Source organism: Paraburkholderia terricola (assembly GCF_900142195.1).
In the GTDB taxonomy this organism is placed as follows: Bacteria; Pseudomonadota; Gammaproteobacteria; order Burkholderiales; family Burkholderiaceae; genus Paraburkholderia; species Paraburkholderia terricola.
The window spans coordinates 141,441-164,391 of the sequence record NZ_FRAB01000002.1; the positions used below are offsets into that span (position 1 = coordinate 141,441).

The 22,951-nt window shown below is 64.2% G+C and carries 25 protein-coding genes and 2 tRNA genes; 9 read left to right on the forward strand and 18 right to left on the reverse strand.

From position 1 onward, the window contains the following. Positions 1-92: 92 nt before the first annotated feature. The 4 genes from BUE39_RS02455 to BUE39_RS02470 form a co-directional block, all read right to left on the reverse strand. Positions 93-166: transfer RNA gene (locus BUE39_RS02455), tRNA-Gly, on the reverse strand. An 80-nt stretch (positions 167-246) separates the two neighbouring features. Beyond that, a complete protein-coding gene (locus BUE39_RS02460; protein ID WP_073427064.1) occupies positions 247-810 on the reverse strand; it encodes a YggT family protein in 564 nt (187 codons plus the stop codon). A 222-nt stretch (positions 811-1,032) separates the two neighbouring features. Further along, entirely contained in the window at positions 1,033-1,353 is a 321-nt protein-coding gene (locus tag BUE39_RS02465; RefSeq protein ID WP_073427065.1) for an EthD family reductase, read from the reverse strand. Between the two features lie 149 nt (positions 1,354-1,502). Then, on the reverse strand, positions 1,503-2,423 hold the full coding sequence (locus tag BUE39_RS02470; protein WP_073427066.1) for a Rossmann-like and DUF2520 domain-containing protein: 921 nt from the start codon (positions 2,421-2,423) through the stop codon (positions 1,503-1,505). A 252-nt stretch (positions 2,424-2,675) separates the two neighbouring features. Between BUE39_RS02470 and BUE39_RS35080 the strand changes: the two genes are divergently transcribed. From BUE39_RS35080 to BUE39_RS02480, 3 genes are all read left to right on the forward strand, one after another. Next, the gene (locus BUE39_RS35080; protein WP_167363262.1) at positions 2,676-2,837 is read left to right on the forward strand and encodes a hypothetical protein; all 162 of its coding nucleotides are present in this window, start codon (positions 2,676-2,678) and stop codon (positions 2,835-2,837) included. Positions 2,838-3,199: 362 nt separating this feature from the next. Further along, a complete protein-coding gene (locus BUE39_RS02475) occupies positions 3,200-3,520 on the forward strand; it encodes a hypothetical protein (RefSeq protein WP_073427067.1) in 321 nt (106 codons plus the stop codon). A gap of 231 nt (positions 3,521-3,751) precedes the next feature. Next, positions 3,752-4,717, forward strand: coding sequence for a threo-3-hydroxy-L-aspartate ammonia-lyase (locus tag BUE39_RS02480; RefSeq protein ID WP_073427068.1), 966 nt, complete (start codon positions 3,752-3,754; stop codon positions 4,715-4,717). Positions 4,718-4,801: 84 nt separating this feature from the next. Here BUE39_RS02480 and BUE39_RS02485 read toward each other — a convergent pair whose 3' ends face one another. Beyond that, the gene (locus BUE39_RS02485) at positions 4,802-5,482 is read right to left on the reverse strand and encodes a LysE family translocator (RefSeq protein WP_073427069.1); all 681 of its coding nucleotides are present in this window, start codon (positions 5,480-5,482) and stop codon (positions 4,802-4,804) included. Between the two features lie 52 nt (positions 5,483-5,534). Next, positions 5,535-7,103 carry a UbiD family decarboxylase gene (locus BUE39_RS02490; protein WP_073427070.1) on the reverse strand — a complete coding sequence of 523 codons (1,569 nt, stop codon included), beginning with the start codon at positions 7,101-7,103 and terminating at the stop codon, positions 5,535-5,537. A 608-nt stretch (positions 7,104-7,711) separates the two neighbouring features. Between BUE39_RS02490 and BUE39_RS02495 the strand changes: the two genes are divergently transcribed. Next, positions 7,712-8,896, forward strand: coding sequence for a lytic transglycosylase domain-containing protein (locus tag BUE39_RS02495; protein WP_073427071.1), 1,185 nt, complete (start codon positions 7,712-7,714; stop codon positions 8,894-8,896). 214 nt (positions 8,897-9,110) lie between these two features. On the opposite strand, the gene BUE39_RS02500 is transcribed toward BUE39_RS02495, so the two are convergent. The 4 genes from BUE39_RS02500 to ribBA all read right to left on the reverse strand — a co-directional run bounded on the left by BUE39_RS02500 (position 9,111) and on the right by ribBA (position 12,568). Continuing rightward, positions 9,111-10,307 (reverse strand): pyridoxal phosphate-dependent aminotransferase, encoded by a 1,197-nt coding sequence (locus BUE39_RS02500; RefSeq protein WP_073427072.1) that lies wholly within the window; start codon positions 10,305-10,307, stop codon positions 9,111-9,113. A 137-nt stretch (positions 10,308-10,444) separates the two neighbouring features. After that, entirely contained in the window at positions 10,445-10,879 is a 435-nt protein-coding gene (nusB, locus tag BUE39_RS02505; protein ID WP_073427073.1) for a transcription antitermination factor NusB, read from the reverse strand. Next, a complete protein-coding gene (gene ribH / locus BUE39_RS02510; RefSeq protein ID WP_073427074.1) occupies positions 10,876-11,382 on the reverse strand; it encodes a 6,7-dimethyl-8-ribityllumazine synthase in 507 nt (168 codons plus the stop codon). The genes nusB and ribH overlap by 4 nt, the downstream gene beginning before the upstream one ends. Positions 11,383-11,431: 49 nt before the next feature. Then, positions 11,432-12,568, reverse strand: a complete 1,137-nt coding sequence (ribBA, locus tag BUE39_RS02515; protein ID WP_073427075.1) for a bifunctional 3,4-dihydroxy-2-butanone-4-phosphate synthase/GTP cyclohydrolase II — start codon at positions 12,566-12,568, stop codon at positions 11,432-11,434. 301 nt (positions 12,569-12,869) lie between these two features. On the opposite strand from ribBA, the gene BUE39_RS02520 reads away from it, so the two are divergent. Together BUE39_RS02520 and BUE39_RS02525 are read left to right on the forward strand one after the other, a co-directional pair. Next, on the forward strand, positions 12,870-13,097 hold the full coding sequence (locus tag BUE39_RS02520) for an AbrB/MazE/SpoVT family DNA-binding domain-containing protein (RefSeq protein ID WP_009889671.1): 228 nt from the start codon (positions 12,870-12,872) through the stop codon (positions 13,095-13,097). Then, positions 13,094-13,477 (forward strand): type II toxin-antitoxin system death-on-curing family toxin, encoded by a 384-nt coding sequence (locus tag BUE39_RS02525; RefSeq protein WP_073427076.1) that lies wholly within the window; start codon positions 13,094-13,096, stop codon positions 13,475-13,477. The genes BUE39_RS02520 and BUE39_RS02525 overlap by 4 nt, the downstream gene beginning before the upstream one ends. Positions 13,478-13,519: 42 nt before the next feature. On the opposite strand, the gene BUE39_RS02530 is transcribed toward BUE39_RS02525, so the two are convergent. The 4 genes from BUE39_RS02530 to BUE39_RS02545 all read right to left on the reverse strand — a co-directional run bounded on the left by BUE39_RS02530 (position 13,520) and on the right by BUE39_RS02545 (position 17,522). Next, positions 13,520-14,149, reverse strand: a complete 630-nt coding sequence (locus BUE39_RS02530; protein WP_073427077.1) for a riboflavin synthase — start codon at positions 14,147-14,149, stop codon at positions 13,520-13,522. 15 nt (positions 14,150-14,164) lie between these two features. Further along, complete coding sequence (ribD, locus tag BUE39_RS02535; RefSeq protein WP_073427078.1) at positions 14,165-15,334, reverse strand: bifunctional diaminohydroxyphosphoribosylaminopyrimidine deaminase/5-amino-6-(5-phosphoribosylamino)uracil reductase RibD; 1,170 nt, start codon at positions 15,332-15,334, stop codon at positions 14,165-14,167. 84 nt (positions 15,335-15,418) lie between these two features. Next, positions 15,419-16,702 carry a glutamate-1-semialdehyde 2,1-aminomutase gene (hemL, locus tag BUE39_RS02540; RefSeq protein WP_073427079.1) on the reverse strand — a complete coding sequence of 428 codons (1,284 nt, stop codon included), beginning with the start codon at positions 16,700-16,702 and terminating at the stop codon, positions 15,419-15,421. 160 nt (positions 16,703-16,862) lie between these two features. Continuing rightward, the gene (locus tag BUE39_RS02545; RefSeq protein WP_227470666.1) at positions 16,863-17,522 is read right to left on the reverse strand and encodes a hypothetical protein; all 660 of its coding nucleotides are present in this window, start codon (positions 17,520-17,522) and stop codon (positions 16,863-16,865) included. Between the two features lie 249 nt (positions 17,523-17,771). Between BUE39_RS02545 and BUE39_RS02550 the strand changes: the two genes are divergently transcribed. The 3 genes from BUE39_RS02550 to BUE39_RS02560 all read left to right on the forward strand — a co-directional run bounded on the left by BUE39_RS02550 (position 17,772) and on the right by BUE39_RS02560 (position 19,970). Then, a complete protein-coding gene (locus BUE39_RS02550; RefSeq protein ID WP_073427231.1) occupies positions 17,772-18,992 on the forward strand; it encodes a Bcr/CflA family multidrug efflux MFS transporter in 1,221 nt (406 codons plus the stop codon). 117 nt (positions 18,993-19,109) lie between these two features. Further along, entirely contained in the window at positions 19,110-19,340 is a 231-nt protein-coding gene (locus BUE39_RS02555; RefSeq protein WP_073427232.1) for a hypothetical protein, read from the forward strand. Positions 19,341-19,565: 225 nt separating this feature from the next. Further along, positions 19,566-19,970: a RidA family protein gene (locus BUE39_RS02560; protein ID WP_073427080.1), complete on the forward strand. Its 405-nt coding sequence runs from the start codon at positions 19,566-19,568 to the stop codon at positions 19,968-19,970. A 149-nt stretch (positions 19,971-20,119) separates the two neighbouring features. Here the strand turns inward: BUE39_RS02560 and BUE39_RS02565 are convergent. The 4 genes from BUE39_RS02565 to rph all read right to left on the reverse strand — a co-directional run bounded on the left by BUE39_RS02565 (position 20,120) and on the right by rph (position 22,871). Then, positions 20,120-20,209: transfer RNA gene (locus BUE39_RS02565), tRNA-Ser, on the reverse strand. Between the two features lie 55 nt (positions 20,210-20,264). Continuing rightward, the gene (gene hemW, locus BUE39_RS02570; RefSeq protein WP_073427081.1) at positions 20,265-21,494 is read right to left on the reverse strand and encodes a radical SAM family heme chaperone HemW; all 1,230 of its coding nucleotides are present in this window, start codon (positions 21,492-21,494) and stop codon (positions 20,265-20,267) included. Next, on the reverse strand, positions 21,491-22,138 hold the full coding sequence (rdgB, locus tag BUE39_RS02575) for an RdgB/HAM1 family non-canonical purine NTP pyrophosphatase (RefSeq protein ID WP_073427082.1): 648 nt from the start codon (positions 22,136-22,138) through the stop codon (positions 21,491-21,493). Before rdgB ends, hemW begins: the two co-directional genes overlap by 4 nt. Then, complete coding sequence (rph, locus tag BUE39_RS02580; protein WP_073427083.1) at positions 22,131-22,871, reverse strand: ribonuclease PH; 741 nt, start codon at positions 22,869-22,871, stop codon at positions 22,131-22,133. Before rph ends, rdgB begins: the two co-directional genes overlap by 8 nt. Positions 22,872-22,951 lie beyond the last annotated feature (80 nt).

Sequence of the window (22,951 nt, forward strand, 5' to 3'; positions counted from 1 at the left end):
GGCGGGACATGCGGTAGATGCAGATTCTTTCGCGTGGCCGCCTGGTTTCTATCTGTCTATCTGGTTCGTCACCAGGCGGGATGGAAAGTATCTGGAGCGGGCGATGGGAATCGAACCCACGGCTCTAGCTTGGGAAGCTAGGGTATTACCATTATACGACGCCCGCAGAGCGCGCTATTTTACTCGGGAACAGGCGGTTAGCGCAAATCGCGCCGCCGCCCGCTTTCACTGGCGCAGCGAGCGCCTTCAGATCACGAAGTAAGTCAACTGAACGGCCGCGCGCGTCACCACCATCAGCAGCACCTGCACGATCACGAACAGCAGGATCGGCGAGAGGTCGATGCCGCCGAGTTGCGGCATCACGCGGCGCAGCGGATTCAGAAACGGCGCGGTCAGTTGATACAGGATCGGCATGGCCGGCGAGCGCGGATTGAGCCATGACAGCAACGCCATCAGGATCGTCAACCAGATGATCAGATTCAGCGCCCACTTGACGAGCGTCAGCACGGCGACGATCAGCAGCGTCGGCGCGAGCGTGAGCGGATCGGCGCCGGTGAGCACCACCATCAGCACCACATAGACGATCGCCGCAAGCAGAGCCGCGACGATACTCGCCCAGTCGACGTTGCGCGTGCTGTGCAGAATGCGCCGCAGCGGCAGCACGATCCAGTTGGTGGCTTGCAGCACGGCGTTCGTGACCGGGTTGTAGGGCGGCATGCGCACGACTTGCAGCCATGCGCGCAGCAGCAGGGCGGCGCCGAACAGCGTGAAGATGGTATTGAGTAGAAAACGGGCGATATCGCCAAACATCTCGTGTCCTTATCCTTCGAATAACGGCCGTTCACCGGCCGCGGGGCGCCGGCGCTGTCCATCGACGCGCCGGCGGTTTCATTTGGGTTCAAGCGCTCTCTCGCGGGAGCGGCGCGTCAAGCATCTTTTCTCAAGCAATCGCGCGGCGCTCCGATTCAGCGCCTCGCGAGTCGTGTTCAACGTCGAACCAGCGCGTCGCGACCCGACCCAAGCCGTTCGACATCAAGCCGAAACCTTGATCTCGCTGATCAGGATCGTGCCGTTGCCAGCATCGGTGTAATTGGGGATGTCCGCGACCAGTTGCTCGGAAGCGGGCTTGAACGCCTTGTAGAAGTCATCCGCGCTGTCGAACAGAAAGTGGCCTGCCGCGACATACGGCGGCGGCGTGCCCGGCGGCCCCGCGTTGATGCCGACGTCGACCGACCAGCCCTTCAGCGACCGCCCAAACAGTTTCGCCGCAAGCGGCATGTGCGTGACGCAGTAATAGTTCACGTCGAAATGGCCGTTTTCCCGGTACGGATAAAGGATGCTGACCTTGATCATTGTTGGTTCTCGTCTGTTGATGCCGAAGCCTGGTCCCTGAGCGTGGTCCTTAACCTGCCCTTAACCCCGGTCCTAAGCTGGTCCTAAGCCGGCTCCTAAGCGCGTCGCTGGCGGATTGCGCGCGGCGCCGGACGTCACATTATCACGGCTTACTTGACGCTTGCACCTGCCGCAGCCGCATTTAGGGAGCGGGTGAGCGATTCCTCCACGGCCTCGGCGATCGCTTCGATCGCGACGGGCGGCGCGGCGCGGCGTCGGGCGAGTTCGACCGCGCGCCGCGACAGCAAGCCGTACAGCGCCGCATGGTCGCCGCCGAAGCCTTCGAGCAGCGCGAGCTGTTTGCGCACGACGCCCGTGTCGCCGCGTGACACCGGGCCCGCGAGCGCGTTGGGCAAACCCTTGTCGCGTGCGGTTTCAATGGTGCCGGCGAGCATCGGCAGCAGCGCGCGCAGCGCGTCGTCTTCGGCAAAGCCCAGCGTGCGCCACAGCGCGACGCATTCGGCGAGGCTGCACAGCGCAAAACTCGCGGCATAGTGCGCGGCGGCGTGATACAGCATGCGGCCGCCCGCCGGAATGGACAGCGGATGGCAGCCCAGCGCGACGGCGAGCGCCGTCAGCGAGCCCTTCAACGGCTCGTCGGCCTCGATCGTGACCGAGCAGCCGGCGATCCTGTCGAGGTCGGCGAGATCGCCGCCAAACAGGTACAGTGGATGAAAGCCCCCGACCGCCGCGCCCTGATCGCGCGCCGGCGTCAGCAGTTCGACCGGCGATGCGCCGCTGCAATGTACGAGCGCCTGGCCGTGCGGCCCGAACCGCAGTGTGTGCGCTGACGTACCGATGCTGTCGTCGGGAACGGCTAAAAAGACGATGTCCGCGGCGTCGACCACCTGTTGGGGATCGTCGAACGCCGCGCACTGCCCGATTTGACTGGCGAGCCGGCTGGCCGAAGCCGCCGTGCGGCTCGCCACCGCGGTGACCGGATAGCCGGCGCGTGAAAAACCGAGCGCGAGACAACGCGCGAGGCGGCCCGCACCGATAAAGCCGAGACGCGGCAAAGAAGACTGGGACATAGGTGCCTGCTCCAGACTGGGACGTTTGAAGGGAATGCCGCAGTATCGCGCATCCGTCCGCCCTGCGGCATGGCCGTGCCGGCTTTCCTCTGATCAGTTCGCGCCCGATATGGCGTGGCTGAGCGCTCATCGGGCGGCGCGCACCCGGTGGGCTCGCAAACTGCTTAAAGTGGACCATGAGATTGGACCATGAACCGGTTTCGCAGTTGTTGTTCCGGGTATTTGTCTCGCAGTCAGATTCGGGAGGTCACCATGAGCATTTTTTCTTACCGAAAACACTTGCGGTTCCTGACACATGCGCAGCGCCGCCGTTGGTGGGAACAGAAAAAGCGTCTTACGCCGCGCGTGCGGATCAGCGGCGCGTATGTTCCACCCAGCGTGTCGCGCGAATTCGTCTATGTGAAAGTCGGTTGAAACAGCGCCGTCTCGACAGCCAGGGAATGCCCGGCGCGATTGCGTCGGGCATTTTGGGTTTTGGGCGTCGGATTGAATCTAATTTGTAATCAAAGATTACCGGTTGCCGGTCGGCCGGGGCGGCGTGGTGGAAAAGCTATAGACCGGCGCGCGTTAAGAAGACATGCAATCCCTTGGTGGGCAACTCACCGCGCGGCCCGCCTGTTGCGGGCAACGCAAGCCGCAAGAGCCGCTCCTTGCCGCGAATTGCAATTTGCAACAAATGCAAACAGCGCTATGCGATCTTTTTCGATACATTGATTTTGTAGCATGCAAGGCATGCGAAGTCGGCGACCACAGTGGGCCGCGCCAGGAGAATAGAAGTGAAAAAGATCGTTCCGTTTGTCGTTGCCGCCGCGCTCGGCGCGGGGCTTGTCGGCGCCGCGCAGGCGCATGTTTCCGTGGGTATCGGCATCGGGGTGCCGATCGCGCCGGCGTACCCGGTCTATGCCGCACCGCCGCCTGTCTATTACGCGCCGCCCCCGCCGGTGGTGTATGCGCCGCCTGTGGTCTACGGTCCGCCCCCTGCGGTGGTGGTGGGTGGCGGGTACTACGGCTATGGCCGTCCTTACTATGGCCGCGGCTACTATCGCGGTGGTTATGGTGGTTATTACGGGCACGGTCGCGGCTACTATCGTCATTGATCGCGGCAACAACGGAATGTACCAACGGCGTAACGCCGGCTTGATCGCCGGGTTACGCCGTTTGTTTTTATGCGGGCCTTTTGAGTTGTTGCAGCGATGAAGCCTTGAGTCCGCGCTCGCGGTGTTTCGCGCCGCCGGCCCAGGTAAAAGATCATCGCGCGGTTCACGTTCCAAAGCATTGTGGAAGCTGGGAGAATGGCGGCTTCGCCACCGCTCTGGAGAGTTTCGCCGATGCAAGCGCTTCCCGCTCCCACCTTCGACGACGTACTCGACGCCGCTGTGCGTCTTGAAGGCGTCGCTCACCGCACCCCCGTTTTGACTTCGAGCACGTTCAACGAGCGCACCGGGGCGTCGGTGTTCTTCAAATGTGAAAACTTTCAGCGCATGGGCGCGTTCAAGTTTCGCGGCGCCTACAACGCGATTTCGCATTTCGACGCGGAGCAACGCAAGGCCGGCGTACTGACGTATTCGTCGGGCAATCATGCGCAGGCGATCGCGCTGTCGGCGCGCCTCGCGGGCATCAAGGCGACGATCGTGATGCCGCACGACGCACCCGCGGCCAAGGTGGCGGCGACGCGAGGCTATGGCGGCGAGGTGATCACCTACGACCGCTATACCGAGAATCGCGAGGAGATCGGCCGGCGGCTCGCCGAAGAGCGCGGCATGACGCTGATCCCGCCATACGACCATCCGCATGTGATCGCAGGGCAGGGCACCGCGGTGAAAGAGCTGATCGACGAAACCGGCCCGCTCGACATGCTGTTCGTTTGCCTCGGCGGGGGCGGGCTGATCGGCGGCAGCGCGTTGTCGGCGGCGGCGCTGAGTCCGGCGTGCACGGTGATCGGCGTCGAGCCCGAGGCGGGCAACGACGGTCAGCAATCGCTCGCGCGCGGTGAGATCGTGCATATCGACGCGCCGCGCACGATCGCCGACGGCGCCGCTTCCACGCATCTGGGCGATTACACGTTTGCGATCATCCGCAAACTGGTTGCGCGAATCGAAACGGTCAGCGACGCGCAGTTGATCGAGACCCTGCGTTTTTTCGCGCAGCGCATGAAGATGGTGGTCGAGCCGACGGGCTGCCTCGCCGCAGCCGCGGTGCTGAACGGCGTCGTGCCGGTGAAGGGCAAACGCGTGGGCGTGGTAGTGAGCGGCGGCAACGTCGATCTCGAGAAGCTCGCGCAGTTTCTCGCCTGAGCCTGGTTCGTGAGCAGGCTTCCGCTGCCACGCTTGCTGCATCTAAAGCGAAGACGGCTCGTCAGCCTCGGCTGCGAACCGTCGTTATGAGCTTGCCGCGTGCGCGGTCTGCACGATCAGATCGCGATACCCGTTGACGATCACGCTATACGAGAAGTACGCGAACAGCAGCGCCGACAGCACATGACAGGCGCGCAGCAAACCGGTGCCGGCGCGTTTGCGCCCGTGGCTGCCGAGTCCGCAGATAAAGACCGTCCAGCACAGACCGCCGAGAAAGAAGCCGCCTAAAAACACCGGCGCGGTCGTCGCGCTCGTGGCGCCGGCTTTCGCGATCAATGCGCCGCCCACCGCCGCGAACCACAGAATCGCCGAGGGCGACGACATCGCCAGCAACACGCCGCGCAGAAAACCGCGCCACGCTGACAGATGCGGCGCATCGGCATCCGCCTCGCCGGCCACGGGCGGCGCCGAGGCCGGGAACATCGCCTCGCGCGCCATCTTCCACGTCAGAAAAAGCAGGATCGCCGCGCCGCCGATCCACACCACCCAGCGCACCGACTCGAACTGCAACAACGCGGCCATGCCCGCGAGCGCGAGCGCCGCGTAAATCAGATCGCCGATGCAGGAACCGAGGCCCAGCCAGAAGCCCGGCTTGAAGCCGTGCGACAGCGTCAGCGAAATCATGGCGACGTTCACGAGACCGATATCCAGGCACAGCGACAAGGACAGGAAAAAACCGTCCGACATCATTGAAAAGGCATGCATCCGCGCAACGGCTCCGTCAGCTTCGTTATTCAGTCTTGTTGTACCGATCGCCCTACAGGCCCAACTCGTTCCACAGCGTGTCGATGCGCTGCTTGACCGCGTCGTCCATCACGATCGGGCGGCCCCATTCGCGGTCGGTTTCGCCAGGCCATTTGTTCGTTGCGTCGAGTCCCATCTTCGAGCCGAGCCCGGCCACGGGCGAGGCGAAATCCAGGTAGTCGATCGGCGTGCGGTCGACCAGCACCGTGTCGCGCGACGGGTCGACGCGCGTGGTGATCGCCCAGATCACCTCCTTCCAGTCGCGGATGTTCACGTCCTCGTCGACCACGACGATGAACTTCGTATACATGAATTGCCGCAGGAAGCTCCACACGCCGAACATCACGCGCTTGGCGTGGCCGGGATAGCTCTTTTTCATCTGCACGATCGCCATCCGGTAGCTGCAACCTTCGGGCGGCAGGTAGAAGTCGGTGATCTCGGTGAATTGCTTCTGCAGCAGAGGCACGAACACTTCGTTGAGCGCGACGCCGAGCACGGCCGGTTCATCGGGCGGTTTGCCGGTGTAGGTGGAGTGGTAGATCGCGTCGCGCCGCATGGTGATGCGCTCGACCGTGAAGACGGGAAACCACTCCTGTTCGTTGTAGTAGCCGGTGTGGTCGCCGTATGGACCTTCCAGCGCATGTTCATAGCCGGCCGACGCGCCCTTGGCCGGACGCGGCGGAGCGCCTGCGGGAGCGGCCGAGGGCGTGCCTTCCTGCGGATGGATGAAGCCTTCGAGCACGATCTCCGCGCGCGCCGGGACCTGCAAACCGTCGACGCCTGGCGTGATGCACTTCGCGAGTTCGGTGCGCCCGCCGCGCAGCAGCCCGGCAAACTGGTATTCGGACAGCGTGTCCGGCACCGGCGTGACCGCGCCGAGGATGGTCGCCGGATCGGCGCCCAACACCACGGCCACCGGATAGGGCTTGCCAGGATTGCGCAATGCGAACTCGCGGAAATCGAGCGCGCCGCCGCGGTGCGCAAGCCAGCGCATGATGAGTTTGTTACGGCCGATCAGTTGCTGGCGGTATATGCCTAGATTTTGTCGGCTCTTATTCGGGCCTCTTGTGACGGTAAGACCCCATGTGATCAGCGGGCCGGCATCGCCCGGCCAGCAGGTCTGAATCGGCAGTTTTTCGAGGTCGACATCGTTGCCTTCCCAGACGATTTCCTGGCAGGGCGGCGCGCTCACCGTTTTGGGCGCCATGTCCCAAACCGCCTTCGCGAGCGAGAACAGCTTGCCGGCATCCCTGAACCCTTTCGGCGGCTCCGGTTCCTTCAATGCGGACAGCAGACGGCCGACGTCGCGCAGCGATTCGAGTGCGGCGCCGTCGCCTTCACCGGCTTGCGTGTCGATGCCCATGCCGAGCGCGACGCGGCGCGGGGTGCCGAACAGGTTGCCGAGCACGGGAAACGCATGCCGCTGCCTGCTCTCGAACAGCACGGCCGGGCCCCCGGCGCGCAGCACGCGATCGCATATCTCGGTCATTTCCAGGACGGGGGAGACGTTTTGCGAGATACGGCGGAGTTCACCGATCTGTTCCAGGCGGCCGACGAAATCGCGCAGGTCTTTGTATTTCATCTGTTGCGGTTCAGAGCCGCGCAAGCGGCGAAAAAGGAGGGCGCGGCAAGCATTTGCGGCACCAAAACGATTGTCGATTTTACCTGTGTTGGCTGACGCACGTGGATCGGCCAAACGGCCAGGTTCGAACGAGAGAATCGAGATAGCTCGAGAAGGGCTTGGCGCGCGGTTTCGAGTGGCCTGAGCGCCTTTCATTATTACAATTAGTTATAGTTTTGCCTATCTATAGTGTTGACGATCTATAAAACGCTGAATAGAATCCGTCCACGTTGGTTGCAGGGCGTGAACCTTTTTACCACTGCCCCCGGTCCCATCAGACGCAACGCGTCACCGTTTTGCCGACCCCCTGCACGGTATCTGACGGCCTTGTTGAAGTCCTCGCCAGCGTCCGACTGACGCTGGTTTTTCGCGTGGGAGCCGCCGCCCGCCTGCTTTTTGGTATGCCGCGGGCTCTTTCCAGGATGGCTCCCCACAAACGGTATGTGCCGTTTTCCCGACGCCGCTGCTGGCCTAACCAGACAGAGCACGCGACGTCTTGACTCTGCGAATGTGTGTTACCGCCTGTTGAACTGGCGGAGTTCGCGGATCATGCAACATGGGAGATCTGAATGAACGCCTGGTTATCGTGGCGTCCCGATGAGCGTATCGCGCAAGTTGTGCGCGGTGTGCTGCGTCGCGGGACCCGAATGAGTCATCACCTGTTCAGCATCGTCGGCGGTATCGCCGTCGTGGTGGCGCTCGCGCTGTGGCTGATGCCGGCCGCCTGGCGCGGCACCGTGGCCGCCAAGCTGATGCCGGTCATTTCCGCCGCTGTGCAAGCCGGTCCCGCACGTCTGCTGCAGGGCCATCCGCTGCCGGCCTTCGGACCGGCTGGAAGCGCGGCTTCCGACGACTCGTTGTCCGCGAATTCGGGCGCTGCCGACGCGATCGGCGGGGCGAGCAACGCTAACATCATCGTGAGCACCAGCAATACCGGCTACGACGGCGCCTTTGACGGCACGGGCTCGGCCGGCATGGGCGTGGCCGCGCTGAACGGGCTCGACCCGCGCACCATGCACAGCGTCGCCGCGCTGGCGGAGCTGATTCCGTCGCAGCGCGTCTCGGCCGACGCACGCGACGACCGCGTGCTCATCTCGACTCGCGAGCAGGATCTGGTGGCGTCGTACCTCGCGCGCCGCTATCGCGTGGCGCAAGAGCCGGTGAGCGAACTCGTGAAGGCCGCGTTCGACACCGGCCGCGAAGTCGGTCTCGATCCGCTGCTGCTGCTGTCGGTGATGGCGATCGAATCGGGCTTCAATCCCTACGCTGAGAGCGGCGTCGGCGCGCAAGGGCTGATGCAGGTGATGTCCAAGGTGCATTCGGACAAGTTCCAGTATTTCGGCGGGCAGAGCGCGGCGCTCGAACCGGTCGCGAACATCAAGGTGGGCGCGCTGGTGCTGAAGGACTGCATCGCGCGCGGCGGTTCGCTGCCGGGCGGCTTGCGCCTGTACGTCGGCTCGACCTCGCAGGACGACGGCGGTTACGGCGCCAAGGTGATGGCCGAGCGCGGCCGTCTGCGCGACGTGGCGCGCGGCCGCAAGGTGCCGGTCAATGCCCCGCAGGCGCCGGTCCTGACAGCCTCGAACAATGCGCCTGCCGCGGCTGGCACGAACAACGGCAAGCGCGTGCAGGTGACGCTGGAAGGCAGTCGTCCGCTGAGCGCGGCAGCGCCGAAGACGCCGGTTTCCGAGCAGGACGACGCGAGCTCGAATGCGCCCAAGCATGTGGCATCGGCTTCGGAGATGGGCGCCTGAGGTTCACGGCGTTACGCTGATCGCGTATTGCGATAGCGATAGCGATGGTTACGAAAAAGGACACCCGAGAGGTGTCCTTTTTGCGTTTGGGGAACGGCGTTTGGTTCGACTGGCCGCGGCTCATGGCTCATGGCTCATGGCTGATGGCTCATATGACTCATACGGCCCCTGGCTCCTGTCGGCCGTGACCCGCGCGGCGTGCCGCTTTTTCCGGTCAATGTAACCCGAAGAGCCTCGCCAACCGGTCGACCGCTTCTTCCAGTTTCGGATAGGCGGTTGCGTACGACAGCCGGATGTACCGCTTCGGCGCGTGCGTGCCGAAGTCCATGCCCGGCACCAGCACCACGCCCGCATCGTGCAACATCGCCTTGGTGAGCGCCGCGCTGTCGCCGGCCGCCGGATGCGCGACCGTGCGGCAGTCGGCGTACACGTAGAACGCGCCGTCCGGCATCACCGGCACCGAGAAGCCGAGCGATTCCAGGGCCGGCGCAATGAAGTCGCGGCGGCGCTTGAATTCGAGCCGCCGCGCTTCGTAGATCGCGATCGTTTCCGGTTCGAAGCACGCTAGCGCCGCATGCTGGGCGAGCGCGGACGCGCAGATGAACAGGTTTTGCGCGAGCTTTTCGAACGCGCCGACCATGCCGGGCGGCACCACCAGCCAGCCCAGACGCCAGCCGGTCATGTTGAAGTACTTCGAGAAACTGTTGACGGTGATCACGTCGTCGCCGAACGAGAGCGCCGACACGGGCTTCGCGTCGTAGCTCAGGCCCTGGTAGATCTCGTCGACGATCGTGAAGCCGCCGCGCGCCCGCACCGCCTTGACGATGCGTTCCAGTTCGGCCGGTTCGATCGACGTGCCGGTGGGGTTCGACGGCGACGCCAGCAGCACGCCACGGGTGCGCTCGTTCCACAGGCGCTCGACGTCCGCGGCGGTCAACTGGAAACGCTCGGCTGGGCCGCTCGGCACCATGACCGGCTTGCCTTCGGCGGCCATCACGAAATGACGGTTGCACGGATAGCAGGGGTCGGGCATCAGCACTTCGTCGTCGCGATCGACCAGTGCCGCGCAAGCCAGCAGCAATGCGGCCGAAGCACCGGCGGTGACGACGATCCGCGCCGGATCGACGCTCACGCCATGGACCTCGGTGTAATGCGCGGAAATCGCCTCGCGCAGCGCATGCAGGCCGAGCGCGCTGGTGTATTGCGTGACGCCGCGGCGCAACGCGCTCGCAGCCGCCTCGATGACCGGCTCGGGCGCGGTGAAATCGGGTTCGCCGATTCCCATGTGAATGATGTCGCGCCCGTCGCGCTCGAGCAGCGCGGCTTCCTTGGCCAGTTCCATCACGTAGAAAGGCTGGATGGCGTGGACGCGCGCAGCAAGCCGCACCAAGGGTTCGGTCACGGAGTTCATACGATCAAATCCAGTTCAGAAGCAAGGGCGGGACGGCGTCTCGTGCATCAGGTTCATGCGTTCGACGGCGTCCTTGCAGCGTTCGGCCCTGCTCGAATACGGCGCATGGCGCGCGACACGGCCATGCGCGCGACACTTCAATGCTTGCGGGCGGCCTGTGTTTCAGCGACGCGCAGTTGCGCCGACAGCTTGTCGAGCACGCCGTTCACGTACTTGTAGCCGTCGGAGCCGCCGAACGTCTTGGCGAGCTCGACCGCTTCGTTGATGACCACGCGATAGGGAATGTCCAGATGGTTCTTCAGTTCGAAGGCGGCGACCAGCAGCACCGCGCGTTCGACCGGCGAAAGCTGCTCGAGCGGGCGATCGAGGCACGGTGCGATAGCGGCGGAGAGCGCCTCCGAATCGCGGATCACGCCGTGCAGAATGGCGTCCAGATGCTCGTGGTCGGCCTTGTCGTAGCCCTGCGCGCCGCGCAGTTGCGCGTCGATTTCACCGCCGGGCGAGCCCGACAGCAGCCACTGATAGAGCCCCTGCGTGGCCAACTCGCGGGAGCGTCGGCGTGCGCTCTTCATGCCTGTTCCTCTTCTTCGTCTTCTTCCTCATCGTCGCCGCCGAGTTGTTCGAGCGCGACGGCGAGGTTCGCCATTTCGACGGCCACGCGCGCCGCATCGCGACCTTTCTCGGTCATGCGGGCGACGGCTTGCTCGTCGTTTTCGGTGGTCAGCACCGCGTTCGCGACCGGAATGCCGAAGTCGAGGCCGATACGCGTGATGCCCGCGCCGCTTTCGTTCGACACCAGTTCGAAGTGGTAGGTCTCGCCGCGAATCACCGCGCCGAGCGCGATCAGCGCGTCGAATTGCGCGCTTTCGGCGAGCTTTTGCAACGCGAGCGGAATTTCCAGCGCGCCCGGCACGGTGACGAGCAGCACGTCTTCACCGGTCACGCCGAGGCGTTCGAGTTCCTCAATGCAGGAGTCTGCGAGGCCGTTGCAAACGGGTTCGTTAAAGCGCGCCTGGACGATGCCGATGCGCAGTCCGTCGCCGTCGAGATTCGGTTGATATTGTCCGATTTCCATGTGAATTCCGTAGTGTTTTGAGTGAGCGCGAAGCGCGTGAATGGTCGGATCAGTCTTGCTGCGGGGCCTGCGAGGTGCTGCCCGGCATCGGCACGAAGCCCGTGACTTCGAGACCGTAGCCCGACATGCTGCCCAGCTTGCGCGGGTTCGACAGCACCTGCATCTTGCCGACACCGAGTTCGCGCAGAATCTGTGCGCCGATGCCGTACGTCTTGAAGTCGACCGGGCGGCGTTTGAGCGCCTCCGCTTTTTCCTTCGAATCGAACGCCTTGAAAACGTCGATCAGATGATCTTTCGAATCGCCGCAGTTCAGCAGCACGATCACACCGAGGTCGTGTTGGGCGATTTCCTTCATCGCCGCGTCCAGCGTCCACGAATGGGTGGATTCGCCGACTTCGAGTAGATCCAGCACCGACAGCGGTTCGTGTACCCGCACCAGCGTGTCGTGGTCGGGTTGCGGCGTGCCGCGCACGAGAGCGATATGCGGCTGGCCGCTCGGCTGGTCGAGATACATCACCGCGCGAAACGCGCCGTGCGCGGTTTGCATGGTGCGCTCGCAAATCCGCTCGACGATCGACTCGGTGCGGCTGCGATAGTGGATCAGGTCCGCGATCGTGCCGATCTTCAGGCCGTGCTCGCGGGCGAATTCCAGCAGATCCGGCAGGCGCGCCATCGTGCCGTCGTCCTTGATGACTTCGCAGATCACCGCGGCCGGCGTGAGGCCGGCGAGCGCCGTGAAATCGCAGCCGGCTTCCGTGTGGCCGGCGCGCACCAGTACGCCGCCCGGCTGAGCCATGATCGGAAACACGTGGCCCGGCTGCACGATGTGCTCCGCTTTCGCGTCCGGCGCGACCGCCGTGGCGATCGTGCGGGCGCGGTCGGCCGCCGAAATGCCGGTGGTCACGCCTTCGGCCGCTTCGATGCTGACCGTGAACGCCGTGCCGTACTGCGTGCCGTTGCGGTAGGTCATGAGCGGCAGGTTGAGCAGCTTGCAGCGTTCCTGCGTGAGCGTCAGGCAGATCAGACCGCGGCCGTAGCGGGCCATGAAATTGATCGCTTCCGGCGTGACGAATTCGGCGGCGATCACGAGGTCGCCCTCGTTTTCGCGGTCTTCTTCGTCGACGAGGATCACCATCCGGCCTGCTTTCAGTTCGGCGATGATCTCTGGAGTGGAGGCGAGCGTCATGTTGGCGAGATTTTCGGGAAAGCGCGTATTTTACGCCACGCGCCCGTCCACGTCGCCTCTGCCGGACGGCATAGGCCGTTTGGCCGGCTGGCGCTGAGCCGTCCGCCGTTGCTATGCTCGTTCGAACGGTGGATGCATGAACGGGTTGAGGGCGGCAAGGCGCCGCCGCCAGCCCATGCGTGTGCGGGTGTTGCCGGTTTTTGCAGTTTGTTATTCCGGCGTGTTTCAGTCAGCGGAGACAGCCTCGTTCCTTGGGTGATTTGCGGTTATATAATAAAAGTTATATAGCGAGGAGGGCGTCATGCTTACTTTCAAGGTCACAACGGTGGGGGCTTCGGCTGGCTTCATTCTCACCAAGGAGGCGATGGCACGCCTCAAGGTACAGAAGGGCGATACGGTCTATCTGACCGAGGCACCCGAAGGCGGGTACCGGATCACGCCATACAACCCGGACTTTGAACGCCAGATGAAACTGGCTGAAGAGATCATGCACGATGATCGCGATATTTTGCGAGCACTGGCCAAATGACAGCATGGCGTTGGGTGCGCGCGGATCTCACTTATGCCGTGCATGATCGCCAGCTTGCCGAGCACGGCGGGCTCGATGGCGTGCGCGACAAAGGGGCGGTGGAGTCGGCGCTCGCACGGCCGCAAAATCTGGACGTGTATGCGGATGCCGATGCGGCTGCCCTGGCAGCGGCCTATGTCTACGGGTTGGCGCGGAATCATGGCTTCGCGGACGGCAACAAGCGAACAGCCTGGGTGGTTGGGCGGCTTTTCCTCGCCGACAATGGCTATCGGCTGAAGTTCGACCCCGCCGACGCGGTAAAGACGATGGAAATGGTCGCCGCCGGGGCGCTCGAAGAAGTTGCGCTGGCGGAGTGGTTCCGGCAGCGGATCGCCGAGTAAGTCGGCGAGGACTGAACCGGGGACTCCGCCTGGTTCAACGAACTACGACCGACCCGTGGTTGACGCCGCCGACAGCATGCGCTCAACATACCGCGCGATCAGATCGATCTCCAGATTCACCTTCGCGCCTTCGCGCAGATGCTTGAGGGCGGTGACTTCAACCGTGTGGGGAATCAGGTTGATCGAGAATTCGCAGCCATCGTCGCGATCTTTAACCGAGTTGACGGTCAGACTCACGCCGTTGACAGTGATCGAGCCTTTGTACGCCAGATAGCGGCCGATCTCGCGCGGCGCCAGCACGCGCAGTTCGTGCGATTCGCCGACCGGCGCGAAATGCGTGACCGTGCCGAGGCCGTCCACGTGGCCGGAGACGATATGGCCGCCGAGCCGGTCGTGCGCGCGCAGCGCCTTCTCGAGATTGACTTCGCCGGGTTCGCCGAGGCCCGCCGTGCAGTTCAGGCTTTCGCGCGACACGTCCACTTCGAACGAATGCGCGGTTTTCGCGACCACCGTCATGCAGGCGCCCTGGATCGTGATGCTGTCGCCGAGCTGCACGTCCTCGAGATCGAGGCCGCCGGCTTCGACGTTCAGCCGTACGCCCGCGTCGCCGTCCGTGCCCAGCGGCTTGACTGATTCAATGCGGCCGACTGCCGCGACGATTCCTGTGAACATCGTGCTATTCCTTGCTCAATTCGAAACGGGTGGGGATGCCGGATCGGTGCCGGGGCCGGCGGTATGCTCAGGCGCGACCGAGGGTACGAAGCGCGCGAGAATCCGCAGATCGTCGCCGATCCGGTCGATCGAGTGGAAATTCAGTTTGACGCGGCCTTCGAGCGTTTCGGGGGCGCTCAGATTGAACATGCTCATCGAGTCCATGCCGAGCAGGCTCGGCGCGAGATAGACGAGCAGTTCGTCGACGCAGCCTTCGCGCAGCAGCGAGCCGTTCAGCTTGTAGCCCGCTTCCACGTGCAGTTCGTTCACGTTGCGCTCGCCGAGCACCGTGAGCATGGCGGGCAGGTCGACCTTGCCGGCGGCGTTCGCCAACTGCACGATTTCGGCGCCGCGATCGCGCAGCGCGTTGGCGCGCTCGGTATGACGCTGGTCGAGATTGCCGCAAAAAATCAACGTGGATGCGCCGGCCAGGATCTGCGCTTCAGGCGGCACGTCGAGCTGGCTGTCGATCAGCACGCGCCGCGGCTGGCGCGGCGTGTCGACGGCGCGCACCGTCATGCGCGGATCGTCTTCCCTGACGGTGCCGATGCCGGTCAGAATCGCCGACGCGCGGGCACGCCACGCATGACCGTCGGCGCGCGCGGCTTCGCCGGTGATCCATTGGCTGATGCCCGAGGGCAAGCCGGTGCGGCCGTCGAGCGAGGCCGCCACTTTCATCCGCACCCACGGGCGGCGGCGCGTCATGCGCGACACGAAGCCGATGTTCAGTTCATGCGCTTCGTTGGCGAGCAGCCCGCAGCGTACTTCGATGCCGGCGTCGCGCAGCATCGCGAGGCCACGCCCGGAAACTTGCGGATTCGGATCTTCCATTGCCGCGACCACGCGCGCGACCTGCGCTTCGATCAGCGCGTTCGCGCACGGCGGCGTGCGGCCGAAATGGCTGCACGGTTCGAGCGTCACGTAGGCGGTGGCGTCGCGCAAATCGTGACCGCGCGAGCGCGCGTCTTTCAACGCGCGGATCTCGGCATGGTCCTGGCCGGCCGGTTGCGTGAAGCCCTCGCCGATCACCGTGCCGTTCTTGACGAGTACGCAACCCACACGCGGATTGGGGTCGGTCGTGTACATGCCGCGCTTGGCTAACGCGAGCGCGCGTTCCATATGGACGAAGTCGGTTTGCGAGAACATCGGGGTCCGGTCGGTACGGTGGCTAGGCAGTATGGGGCGTCGGTTCAGGCTTCGGTACGGTTTGCGTTGCGTCCGTTGCGGGGTTCAGGCCGAGAGCGAGGCGAACACGCCGCGCGCCGCGTCGATCGTGGCGTCGATGATCGCGTCGTCGTGAGCGATGGAAACGAAGCCCGCCTCGTAAGCCGACGGCGCGAAGTACACGCCGGCGTCGAGCATCTTGTGGAAGAACGCGTTAAAGCGCGGCACGTCGCTCTTCGTGACCTCGGCGAAGCTCGCCGGAATCGATTCGGTGAAGTACAGCCCGAACATGCCGCCCAGCGAATCGGCCGCGAACGGCACGCCGGCTTCGCGCGCCACCGTCGCGAGACCTTGCGCGAGCCGCGTGGTGCGCGCGGCCAGCGTGTCGTAGAAGCCCGGCGCCTGGATCAGTTGCAGCGTTTTCAGGCCGGCGGCAACGGCGATCGGATTGCCCGAGAGCGTGCCCGCCTGATAGACGCCGCCGAGCGGCGCGAGGTGAGCCATGATGTCGCGCCGGCCGCCGAAAGCCGCCGCAGGCATGCCGCCGCCGATCACCTTGCCGAGGCACGTCAGATCCGGCGTGATGCCGTAGACCTCTTGCGCGCCACCTAACGCGACGCGGAAACCGCACATCACTTCGTCGAAAATCAGCACCGAGCCGTATTCGGTGCACAGACGGCGCAGCGCTTGCAGGAATTCGGGCGTGGCGCGCACGAGGTTCATGTTGCCCGCGACCGGCTCGACGATCACCGAGGCGATTTCGTTGCCGAATGCCTTGAACGCTTCCTCGAGTTCCGCGACGTTGTTGTATTCGAGCACCGTGGTGTGCTTGGCGATGTCGACCGGCACGCCTGCCGAAGTCGGGTTGCCGAAGGTCAGCAGGCCCGAACCCGCCTTGACCAGCAGGCTGTCGGCGTGGCCGTGATAGCAGCCCTCGAACTTGACGATACGGCTGCGGTTCGTGAAGCCGCGCGCGAGACGCAGCGCGCTCATGGTCGCCTCGGTGCCGCTCGATACCATGCGGACCTGTTCGATCGAGGGCACCAGCTTGCAGATTTCCTCGGCGATTTCTACTTCCGACTCAGTCGGAGCGCCGAACGAAAAGCCGTTGACCAGCACGCGCTGCACGGCTTCGAGCACTTCCGGGTGGACGTGGCCGAGGATCATCGGGCCCCACGAGCCGATGTAATCGGTGTAACGCTGGCCGTCCGCGTCCCAGAAGTAGGCGCCTTGGGCACGCTCGATGAAGCGTGGCGTGCCGCCGACCGAGCGAAATGCGCGGACCGGCGAGTTCACGCCGCCAGGAATGGTGCGTTGCGCGCGGTCGAAGAGGGTTTCGTTTTTGGACATGACGATGGATGGAATTGGGGTAGCGCGGCGGCGCGTGGGGCGTGCAGCCGGTTCGCGCGGCGCCGGGGTGAGTGGAGAAATTGTACCGGAGTCAGCGTGAACAGGCTTTGCGGTAGCCCCTGCCAGGCTGGGCTTTGCACGCAGTCATCGCGCGCGTGGCTCATCGACGCCGCTTGCGTGTCGTTGCCGTGGGTTTCGTCGCAGCCCTGGTTGCCGCCTTGGTCCCGCCCGTAACCGCGCTTTGGTTCGACGGTGTTGGCGACGCGTCCGACTTGATCGCCGTGCGACTTTGCGCCGCGCTTTTTTCAGCAGCGGCCGCATGCGCGGTGACTTTGCTCGAGCGCGTGGGTCCCGCCGGCGCGGCATCGAATCCCGGCGGTTTGCGCTTGCCGGTGAGCTCGGCCCAACGCTTTTCCAATGCACCTTCGGCGATCGGCTTGATGACGGTGCCGGAACTCTGTGCATCCCATGTCTGCACCGAGAACGGATGCACGCGCAACGCTTCGCGTGGGATCACCGGGCTCTCGTGCGCATCGACCAGCCAGTCGTAGACGAAGTCGATGCACAGCCGGTAGCCGCGTTTGGTCGCCGGGTCGGGAACCTCATAGGGCGCGCTCGTCACGTAACCGGAGCCGAAAATGCCCTTCGGCTCCTGGGCGACGCGATGCAGGAACACGCGATCACCCGGCAGGATGCCGCGAGCGAATCCGCATCCCCATACGTCAGTCACCGCGATACCAGCGGCGACACGCTTTGCGACGTCGGGCAATTCGGGCCACGGCCATTTCCTGGGGCTCCAGATCAGCAGGAATGCGGTCATCGAAAGGTCCAGGCGGAACGGTGGGCAAAGGGCACGGCGGACACACGAGGCGTAGCGTCCGCGTGGTTCAGGCGGCAGCTTAACCGATCGGCGACGCGCTTGCCGCAGGCGCATTCTCATGTGGCGCCCGATCGCGATCCGACGCGGCGGCGCTTTAACCGTCGCGTACAATCGAGGCCGTCAAGCTGCTGTTTTCCCGGTTTCATCGCTTCGCTGCCGGTCACGGCGCGGCGCTTCATCTGGATTCCCATGTCTCACGTCGTCAGACGCCGGCCCGATGGCCGGCTGATTCTGTTGCTCGGTGCGCTTGCCGCGTGCGGACCGATTTCCATCGACATGTATTTGCCGAGCCTGCCGACCATCGCGCAGGCGTTCGCCATCAGCACCGGCGCCGCGCAAACGACGCTCACCAGCTTCATGTTCGGTTTTTCGATCGGCATGCTGCTCTATGGTCCGCTGTCGGACACGTATGGCCGCCGACCCGTGTTGCTCGGCGGCATCGTCATGTATGCGGTGGCCAGCGTGGCGTGCGCGCTGTCGTTCTCGATCGGATCGCTTATCGTGTTCCGCTTCGTGCAGGCGCTGGGCGCGGGCGCGGCCTCGGTGCTGGCGCGCGCGATTGCGCGCGACGCGCACGGGCCGACCGACGCCGCCCGTGTGCTGTCGATGCTCGCCATCGTCACCTCGATCGGGCCGTTGCTGGCGCCGTTGATCGGCGGGCAGTTGCTGCTGCTCGGCGGCTGGCGCGTCGTGTTTGTCGTATTGACGCTGTTCGGGACGGTGTGCGCGGTGACCGCGTTCCTCAAGGTGCCTGAAACGTGGCCGCGCGAGAAACGTGCGCATTCGGCCTTGCTGCAATCGTTCGGCGCATACGGCAAGTTGCTGCGCGATCCGGTCGCGTGGGGGCACATGATGTGCGGCGGCATGGCGTTCGCCTCCATGTTCGCGTACATCACCGCGACGCCGTTCGTGTACATCGAATATTTCCACGTGTCGGCGCAACACTACGGCTTTCTGTTCGCGCTGAATATCGTCGGCATCATGCTCGGCAACTTGATGAACACGCGTCTCGTCGGCCGGCTCGGGTCGCTGCCGATCATTTCGTTTTCGGCCAGCGTCAGTTGCATCGCTTCGCTGTTCGTCTGCCTCGTGTCGCTGACGGGATGGGGCGGGTTGTGGTCGATCGTGGCCGGTCTGTTTTTCGTGGTCGGCGTGGTGGGTCTGTTATCCGCCAATTGCACGACCGATCTGATGCACCGCTATCCGGCGAATGCCGGCGCCGCGGCCGCGGTGTTCGGCGCGATGCAGTTGGCGCTGGGCGCGTTGTCGAGCCTCGCGGTCGGACTTTGGGAGGACGGCTCGCCCAAGGGCATGGGCATTGTCGTTGGCGTCGCGGGCTCGCTGTGCTACGTCGGGCGGATTCTGGTCGTCCGGTGGCATGGAACGAAGGTGCCCGTTGTCGCCGCTTGATGGCGAGTTGACCTCGCCGCGCGACGGCTACGGAAAACACCAGGTGTTGCGCGCGCGCGACCGTGCAGTTTGATTTGCATTGCTATGATGGTGTCACTGTTCCTCGGAGCGGCAATCATGGCGATCAGAGACTTGATGAATGGCGAACGGCAGCATGCCGCTTTTGCCGAAGCGCAGAAGCTGGCGGACAGCGGCGCGTATCACGACTACACCGATATCGAATACGTCTTGCGCTTTGATTACGGATTGTCCGACGTATCGACATTGCTCGACAGCCAGTTGATGCATCGCGATCTGAATCGCCGTTGCGCCGATGCGCGCGAGAAGCTGGAGACGCTTGGCGTGTGATGTGTGACGCGCGGGGCGGGGGACGGGCGGGTCTTTACCGGCTCTTTCGCTGGAATGGTTGATCGCGCGAAATAGCGCGGTGTCGGTTTGCCGCGTTGTCTCTCTGCGAGCGTTCTTCATGCTTTCGCGTAAGCCGTTGCGGTCGCACGATCGAGCCGCATGCGGCTCATGTGGCGCATATGCGCGGGCATGCGCAGCATGGTCACCACCTTCGGAGTCGGATTCATGGCTGATAGCCAGCAGGCCCTTCGTTTGCCGCATACAGACAACCCCGTCAACCTCGCGAAACCGGGCGGTCATTACAGTCACGTCGCGATCGCCAACGGTTTTGTTTTCGTGTCGGGACAGTTGCCGATCAATGCGCAAGGCGAGAAGCTTTCCGGCGCCTCGTTCGAGGTTCAGGCGGAGCAGGTGCTGGCCAATCTGCGGGCCGCATTGGAAGGCGCCGGCAGCAGCATCGCGCAACTGGTGCAGGTGCGCGTCTATATCGCGGATGTCGAATACTGGGTGAGCTTCAATCAGATCTATGCGCAATGGGCCGGCGACGCACGGCCGGCGCGTGCGGTCGTGCCGGTTCCGCAACTGCATTACGGATTGAAGATCGAGGTTGAGGCGACCGCGCTGGTTTAGGCGGTGGTGGCAAAAAACAGCGAGGGGCGCGACCGGAGCGGACCACAAGTCGATCAGATTAGACGAGCCGACTCGTTCTGCGCGTTGATTGCTATCACGCCCAGTAGAAACGCAAAACGGACCTCGCGGTCCGTTTTGCATTGATGATATGGCGGAGGCGGTGAGATTCGAACTCACGGAAAGATTGCTCCTTCGCCGGTTTTCAAGACCGGTGCCTTAAACCGCTCGGCCACACCTCCAAGCCGCAAATTGTAACCTGAAAAAACCTCGTTGCGGCGTCCGGCCAGCCCGCAATCACTGCGAATCCTTCAGAAACAGCGCTTGCAAATCGTTCAGAAACGCCTGGCCGAGCGGCGTCGGCGCAATCTTTTCATGGTCGCGCGTAATCAGCTTGCGCTGTTCCGCTTCCTGTAAAGCCGGTTCGATCGACGTCATCGACATGCCCGTGCGTTCGATGAACCGATGCACCGGAAACCCCTCCACCAGCCGCAGCGCGTTCAGCATGAACTCGAACGGCAGATCGCGTGGTCCGACTTCGTGCTCTTCCTGCACTGCCGCGCCGGCCTTGGCCTGCTCGATGAAGGTGGTGGGATGCTTGTAGCGCGCCTGACGCAACACGCGATTCGGAAACGACAGCTTGGTGTGCGCGCCCGCGCCGATGCCGACATAGTCGCCGAAGCGCCAGTAGTTCAGATTGTGCTTGCTCTGACGATGCGGCCTCGCATACGCCGACACCTCGTAGCGCTCGTAACCGGCCGCCGCCGTGCGTTCGTGAATCCAGTCCTGCATATCGGCGGAGGCATCGTCGTCGGGCAAGGCGGGCGGGAATTTGGCAAACAGCGTGTTCGGTTCGAGCGTCAGGTGATACAGCGACAAGTGCGGCGGCGCGAACGACAGCGCCGTTTCGACGTCCGCCTGGCATTCGGCGAGCGTCTGCCGCGGCAGGCCGAACATGAGGTCGAGGTTGAAGTTGTCGAACGTGGTCGCGGCGACTTCGACGGCGTGACGCGCTTGCGCCGAGTCGTGGATCCGGCCGAGCGCCTTCAGGTGCGCTTCGTTGAAACTCTGGATGCCCACCGACAAGCGGTTCACGCCGCTCGCGCGAAACTGCGCGAACTTGTCGGCCTCGAAGGTGCCGGGGTTGGCTTCAAGCGTGATTTCCGCGTCGGCGTCGAGCGGCAGCAGCGCGCGCACGTCGGAGAGCATGCGGTCGAGCCCGGCCGCCGACAGCAGGCTGGGCGTGCCGCCGCCAATGAACACCGTATGCACCTGGCGTCCCCAGACGAGCGGCAGCGCCATCTCCAGATCGGCGCGCAAGGCGTCGAGATAGTCGTTCTCGGGAAACGTCTCGCCTTTCCACTCGTGCGAATTGAAATCGCAATACGGACACTTGCGCACGCACCACGGAAAATGCACGTACAACGACAACGGCGGCAGCGACGTCAGCCGAATGCTGCCCGGCGACGTGAATGCCTTGATGACGCCATTGCCGATATCGGTCGGCGCCGGTCTGATCGGAATCACGCTTCCTCCGTCAAACGCGCGAGCAGTTGCCGCAACGCCATTGCGCGATGGCTGCCGGCGTTCTTCACCGCCGGCTCCAGTTCCGCGGCGCTGGCATTCAGCGAGGGCAAAAAGAAGTACGGGTCGTAGCCGAAGCCATGCCGGCCGCGCGGCGCGTCCAGAATCTCGCCATGCCAGCGGCCTTCGGCGATCAACGGCTCGGGATCGTCCGCGTGACGCACGAGCGCCAGCACGCAGTAGTAATACGCGCGCCGGTCGGCTTCGCCCTTCAACAGGGAGACGAGGCGCGCGTTATTCGCGGCATCGCTCTTCTCGCCGCCGGCCAGTTGCGCGTAACGCGCCGAATAGACGCCCGGCGCGCCGCGCAGCGCGCGCACGCACAGGCCGGAATCATCCGCGAGGGCGGGCAGGCCGGTGAGCTTCGCCGCATGACGCGCCTTGGCAAGCGCGTTCTCGACGAAAGTCGGATGCGGCTCTTCCGCCTCCGGCACGTTCAACTCGCCTTGCGGAATCAATTCGATGCCGGCCGCGCCGAGCAGCGCCGCGAATTCGCGCAGCTTGCCCGCGTTGTTCGACGCCAGCACGACTTTTGTCAACGGCGAACCTGATGCAATCGCGCCGTTGCCTTGACGACCTTCACTCACCCTTGTGCTCCAACGCTTCTTTCTGCTTCGCGATCAGCGTGTTGATGCCGTCGCTCGCCAGATCAAACAGCGCATTCATTTCAGCGCGCGAGAACGGCACGCCTTCGGCCGTGCCCTGAACTTCGACGAAGCCGCCCGCGCCCGTCATCACCACGTTCATGTCGGTGTCGCATTGCGAGTCCTCGTCGTAATCGAGGTCGAGCACCGGCAGTCCGTCGTACACGCCGACCGAAATCGCGGCGACGTAATCGCTGATCGGCGAGGTTTCGATACGGCCGGTGGCGAGCAGCTTCGTCACCGCATCGTGCGCGGCGACGAAGGCGCCGGTGATGCCGGCGGTGCGCGTGCCGCCGTCGGCCTGGATTACGTCGCAATCGATGTGCAGCGTGCGCGCGCCGAGCTTCTCGAGATCGAACACCGAGCGCAGCGCGCGGCCGATCAGACGCTGGATTTCCTGCGTGCGGCCGGTTTGCTTGCCGCGCGCCGCTTCGCGATCGCTGCGGGTGTGGGTGGCGCGCGGCAGCATGCCGTATTCGGCGGTGAGCCACCCTTGACCACGGTCACGCAAAAACGACGGCACGGTTTCCGCGATGCTCGCCGTGCAGATCACCTTGGTGTCGCCGAATTCGACCAGCACCGAGCCCTCCGCATGCTTCGTGTAGTGGCGCGTGATGCGCACGTCGCGCAGCTGGTTGGCCTGGCGGCCGCTGGGGCGTTGGGTGGTGTCGGTCATAGTGGGTTTGGTCGTGAGGAAGGCGGAAGGAAAAGCGCAATTTTACAGCCGATCGGGCAGGCCGGTTGCCCACGTGCAGC

Coding starts and splice junctions, on each gene's coding strand:
- BUE39_RS02490 (WP_073427070.1), bottom strand. CDS start 7,103: ATGAAATACAAAGACCTGCGCGATTTCGTCGGCCGCCTGGAACAGATC.
- BUE39_RS02470 (WP_073427066.1), bottom strand. CDS start 2,423: ATGTCCCAGTCTTCTTTGCCGCGTCTCGGCTTTATCGGTGCGGGCCGC.
- BUE39_RS02500 (WP_073427072.1), bottom strand. CDS start 10,307: ATGAACTCCGTGACCGAACCCTTGGTGCGGCTTGCTGCGCGCGTCCAC.
- BUE39_RS02525 (WP_073427076.1), top strand. CDS start 13,094: ATGACAGCATGGCGTTGGGTGCGCGCGGATCTCACTTATGCCGTGCAT.
- BUE39_RS02530 (WP_073427077.1), bottom strand. CDS start 14,149: ATGTTCACAGGAATCGTCGCGGCAGTCGGCCGCATTGAATCAGTCAAG.
- BUE39_RS02560 (WP_073427080.1), top strand. CDS start 19,566: ATGGCTGATAGCCAGCAGGCCCTTCGTTTGCCGCATACAGACAACCCC.
- BUE39_RS02545 (WP_227470666.1), bottom strand. CDS start 17,522: ATGACCGCATTCCTGCTGATCTGGAGCCCCAGGAAATGGCCGTGGCCC.
- ribBA (WP_073427075.1), bottom strand. CDS start 12,568: ATGACGCTCGCCTCCACTCCAGAGATCATCGCCGAACTGAAAGCAGGC.
- BUE39_RS02520 (WP_009889671.1), top strand. CDS start 12,870: ATGCTTACTTTCAAGGTCACAACGGTGGGGGCTTCGGCTGGCTTCATT.
- BUE39_RS02485 (WP_073427069.1), bottom strand. CDS start 5,482: ATGCATGCCTTTTCAATGATGTCGGACGGTTTTTTCCTGTCCTTGTCG.
- nusB (WP_073427073.1), bottom strand. CDS start 10,879: ATGAAGAGCGCACGCCGACGCTCCCGCGAGTTGGCCACGCAGGGGCTC.
- rph (WP_073427083.1), bottom strand. CDS start 22,871: ATGACCGACACCACCCAACGCCCCAGCGGCCGCCAGGCCAACCAGCTG.
- BUE39_RS02465 (WP_073427065.1), bottom strand. CDS start 1,353: ATGATCAAGGTCAGCATCCTTTATCCGTACCGGGAAAACGGCCATTTC.
- BUE39_RS02555 (WP_073427232.1), top strand. CDS start 19,110: ATGGCGATCAGAGACTTGATGAATGGCGAACGGCAGCATGCCGCTTTT.
- ribH (WP_073427074.1), bottom strand. CDS start 11,382: ATGGAAATCGGACAATATCAACCGAATCTCGACGGCGACGGACTGCGC.
- BUE39_RS02480 (WP_073427068.1), top strand. CDS start 3,752: ATGCAAGCGCTTCCCGCTCCCACCTTCGACGACGTACTCGACGCCGCT.
- ribD (WP_073427078.1), bottom strand. CDS start 15,334: ATGTTCTCGCAAACCGACTTCGTCCATATGGAACGCGCGCTCGCGTTA.
- BUE39_RS02550 (WP_073427231.1), top strand. CDS start 17,772: ATGTCTCACGTCGTCAGACGCCGGCCCGATGGCCGGCTGATTCTGTTG.
- BUE39_RS02495 (WP_073427071.1), top strand. CDS start 7,712: ATGAACGCCTGGTTATCGTGGCGTCCCGATGAGCGTATCGCGCAAGTT.
- BUE39_RS35080 (WP_167363262.1), top strand. CDS start 2,676: ATGAGCATTTTTTCTTACCGAAAACACTTGCGGTTCCTGACACATGCG.
- hemL (WP_073427079.1), bottom strand. CDS start 16,702: ATGTCCAAAAACGAAACCCTCTTCGACCGCGCGCAACGCACCATTCCT.
- BUE39_RS02460 (WP_073427064.1), bottom strand. CDS start 810: ATGTTTGGCGATATCGCCCGTTTTCTACTCAATACCATCTTCACGCTG.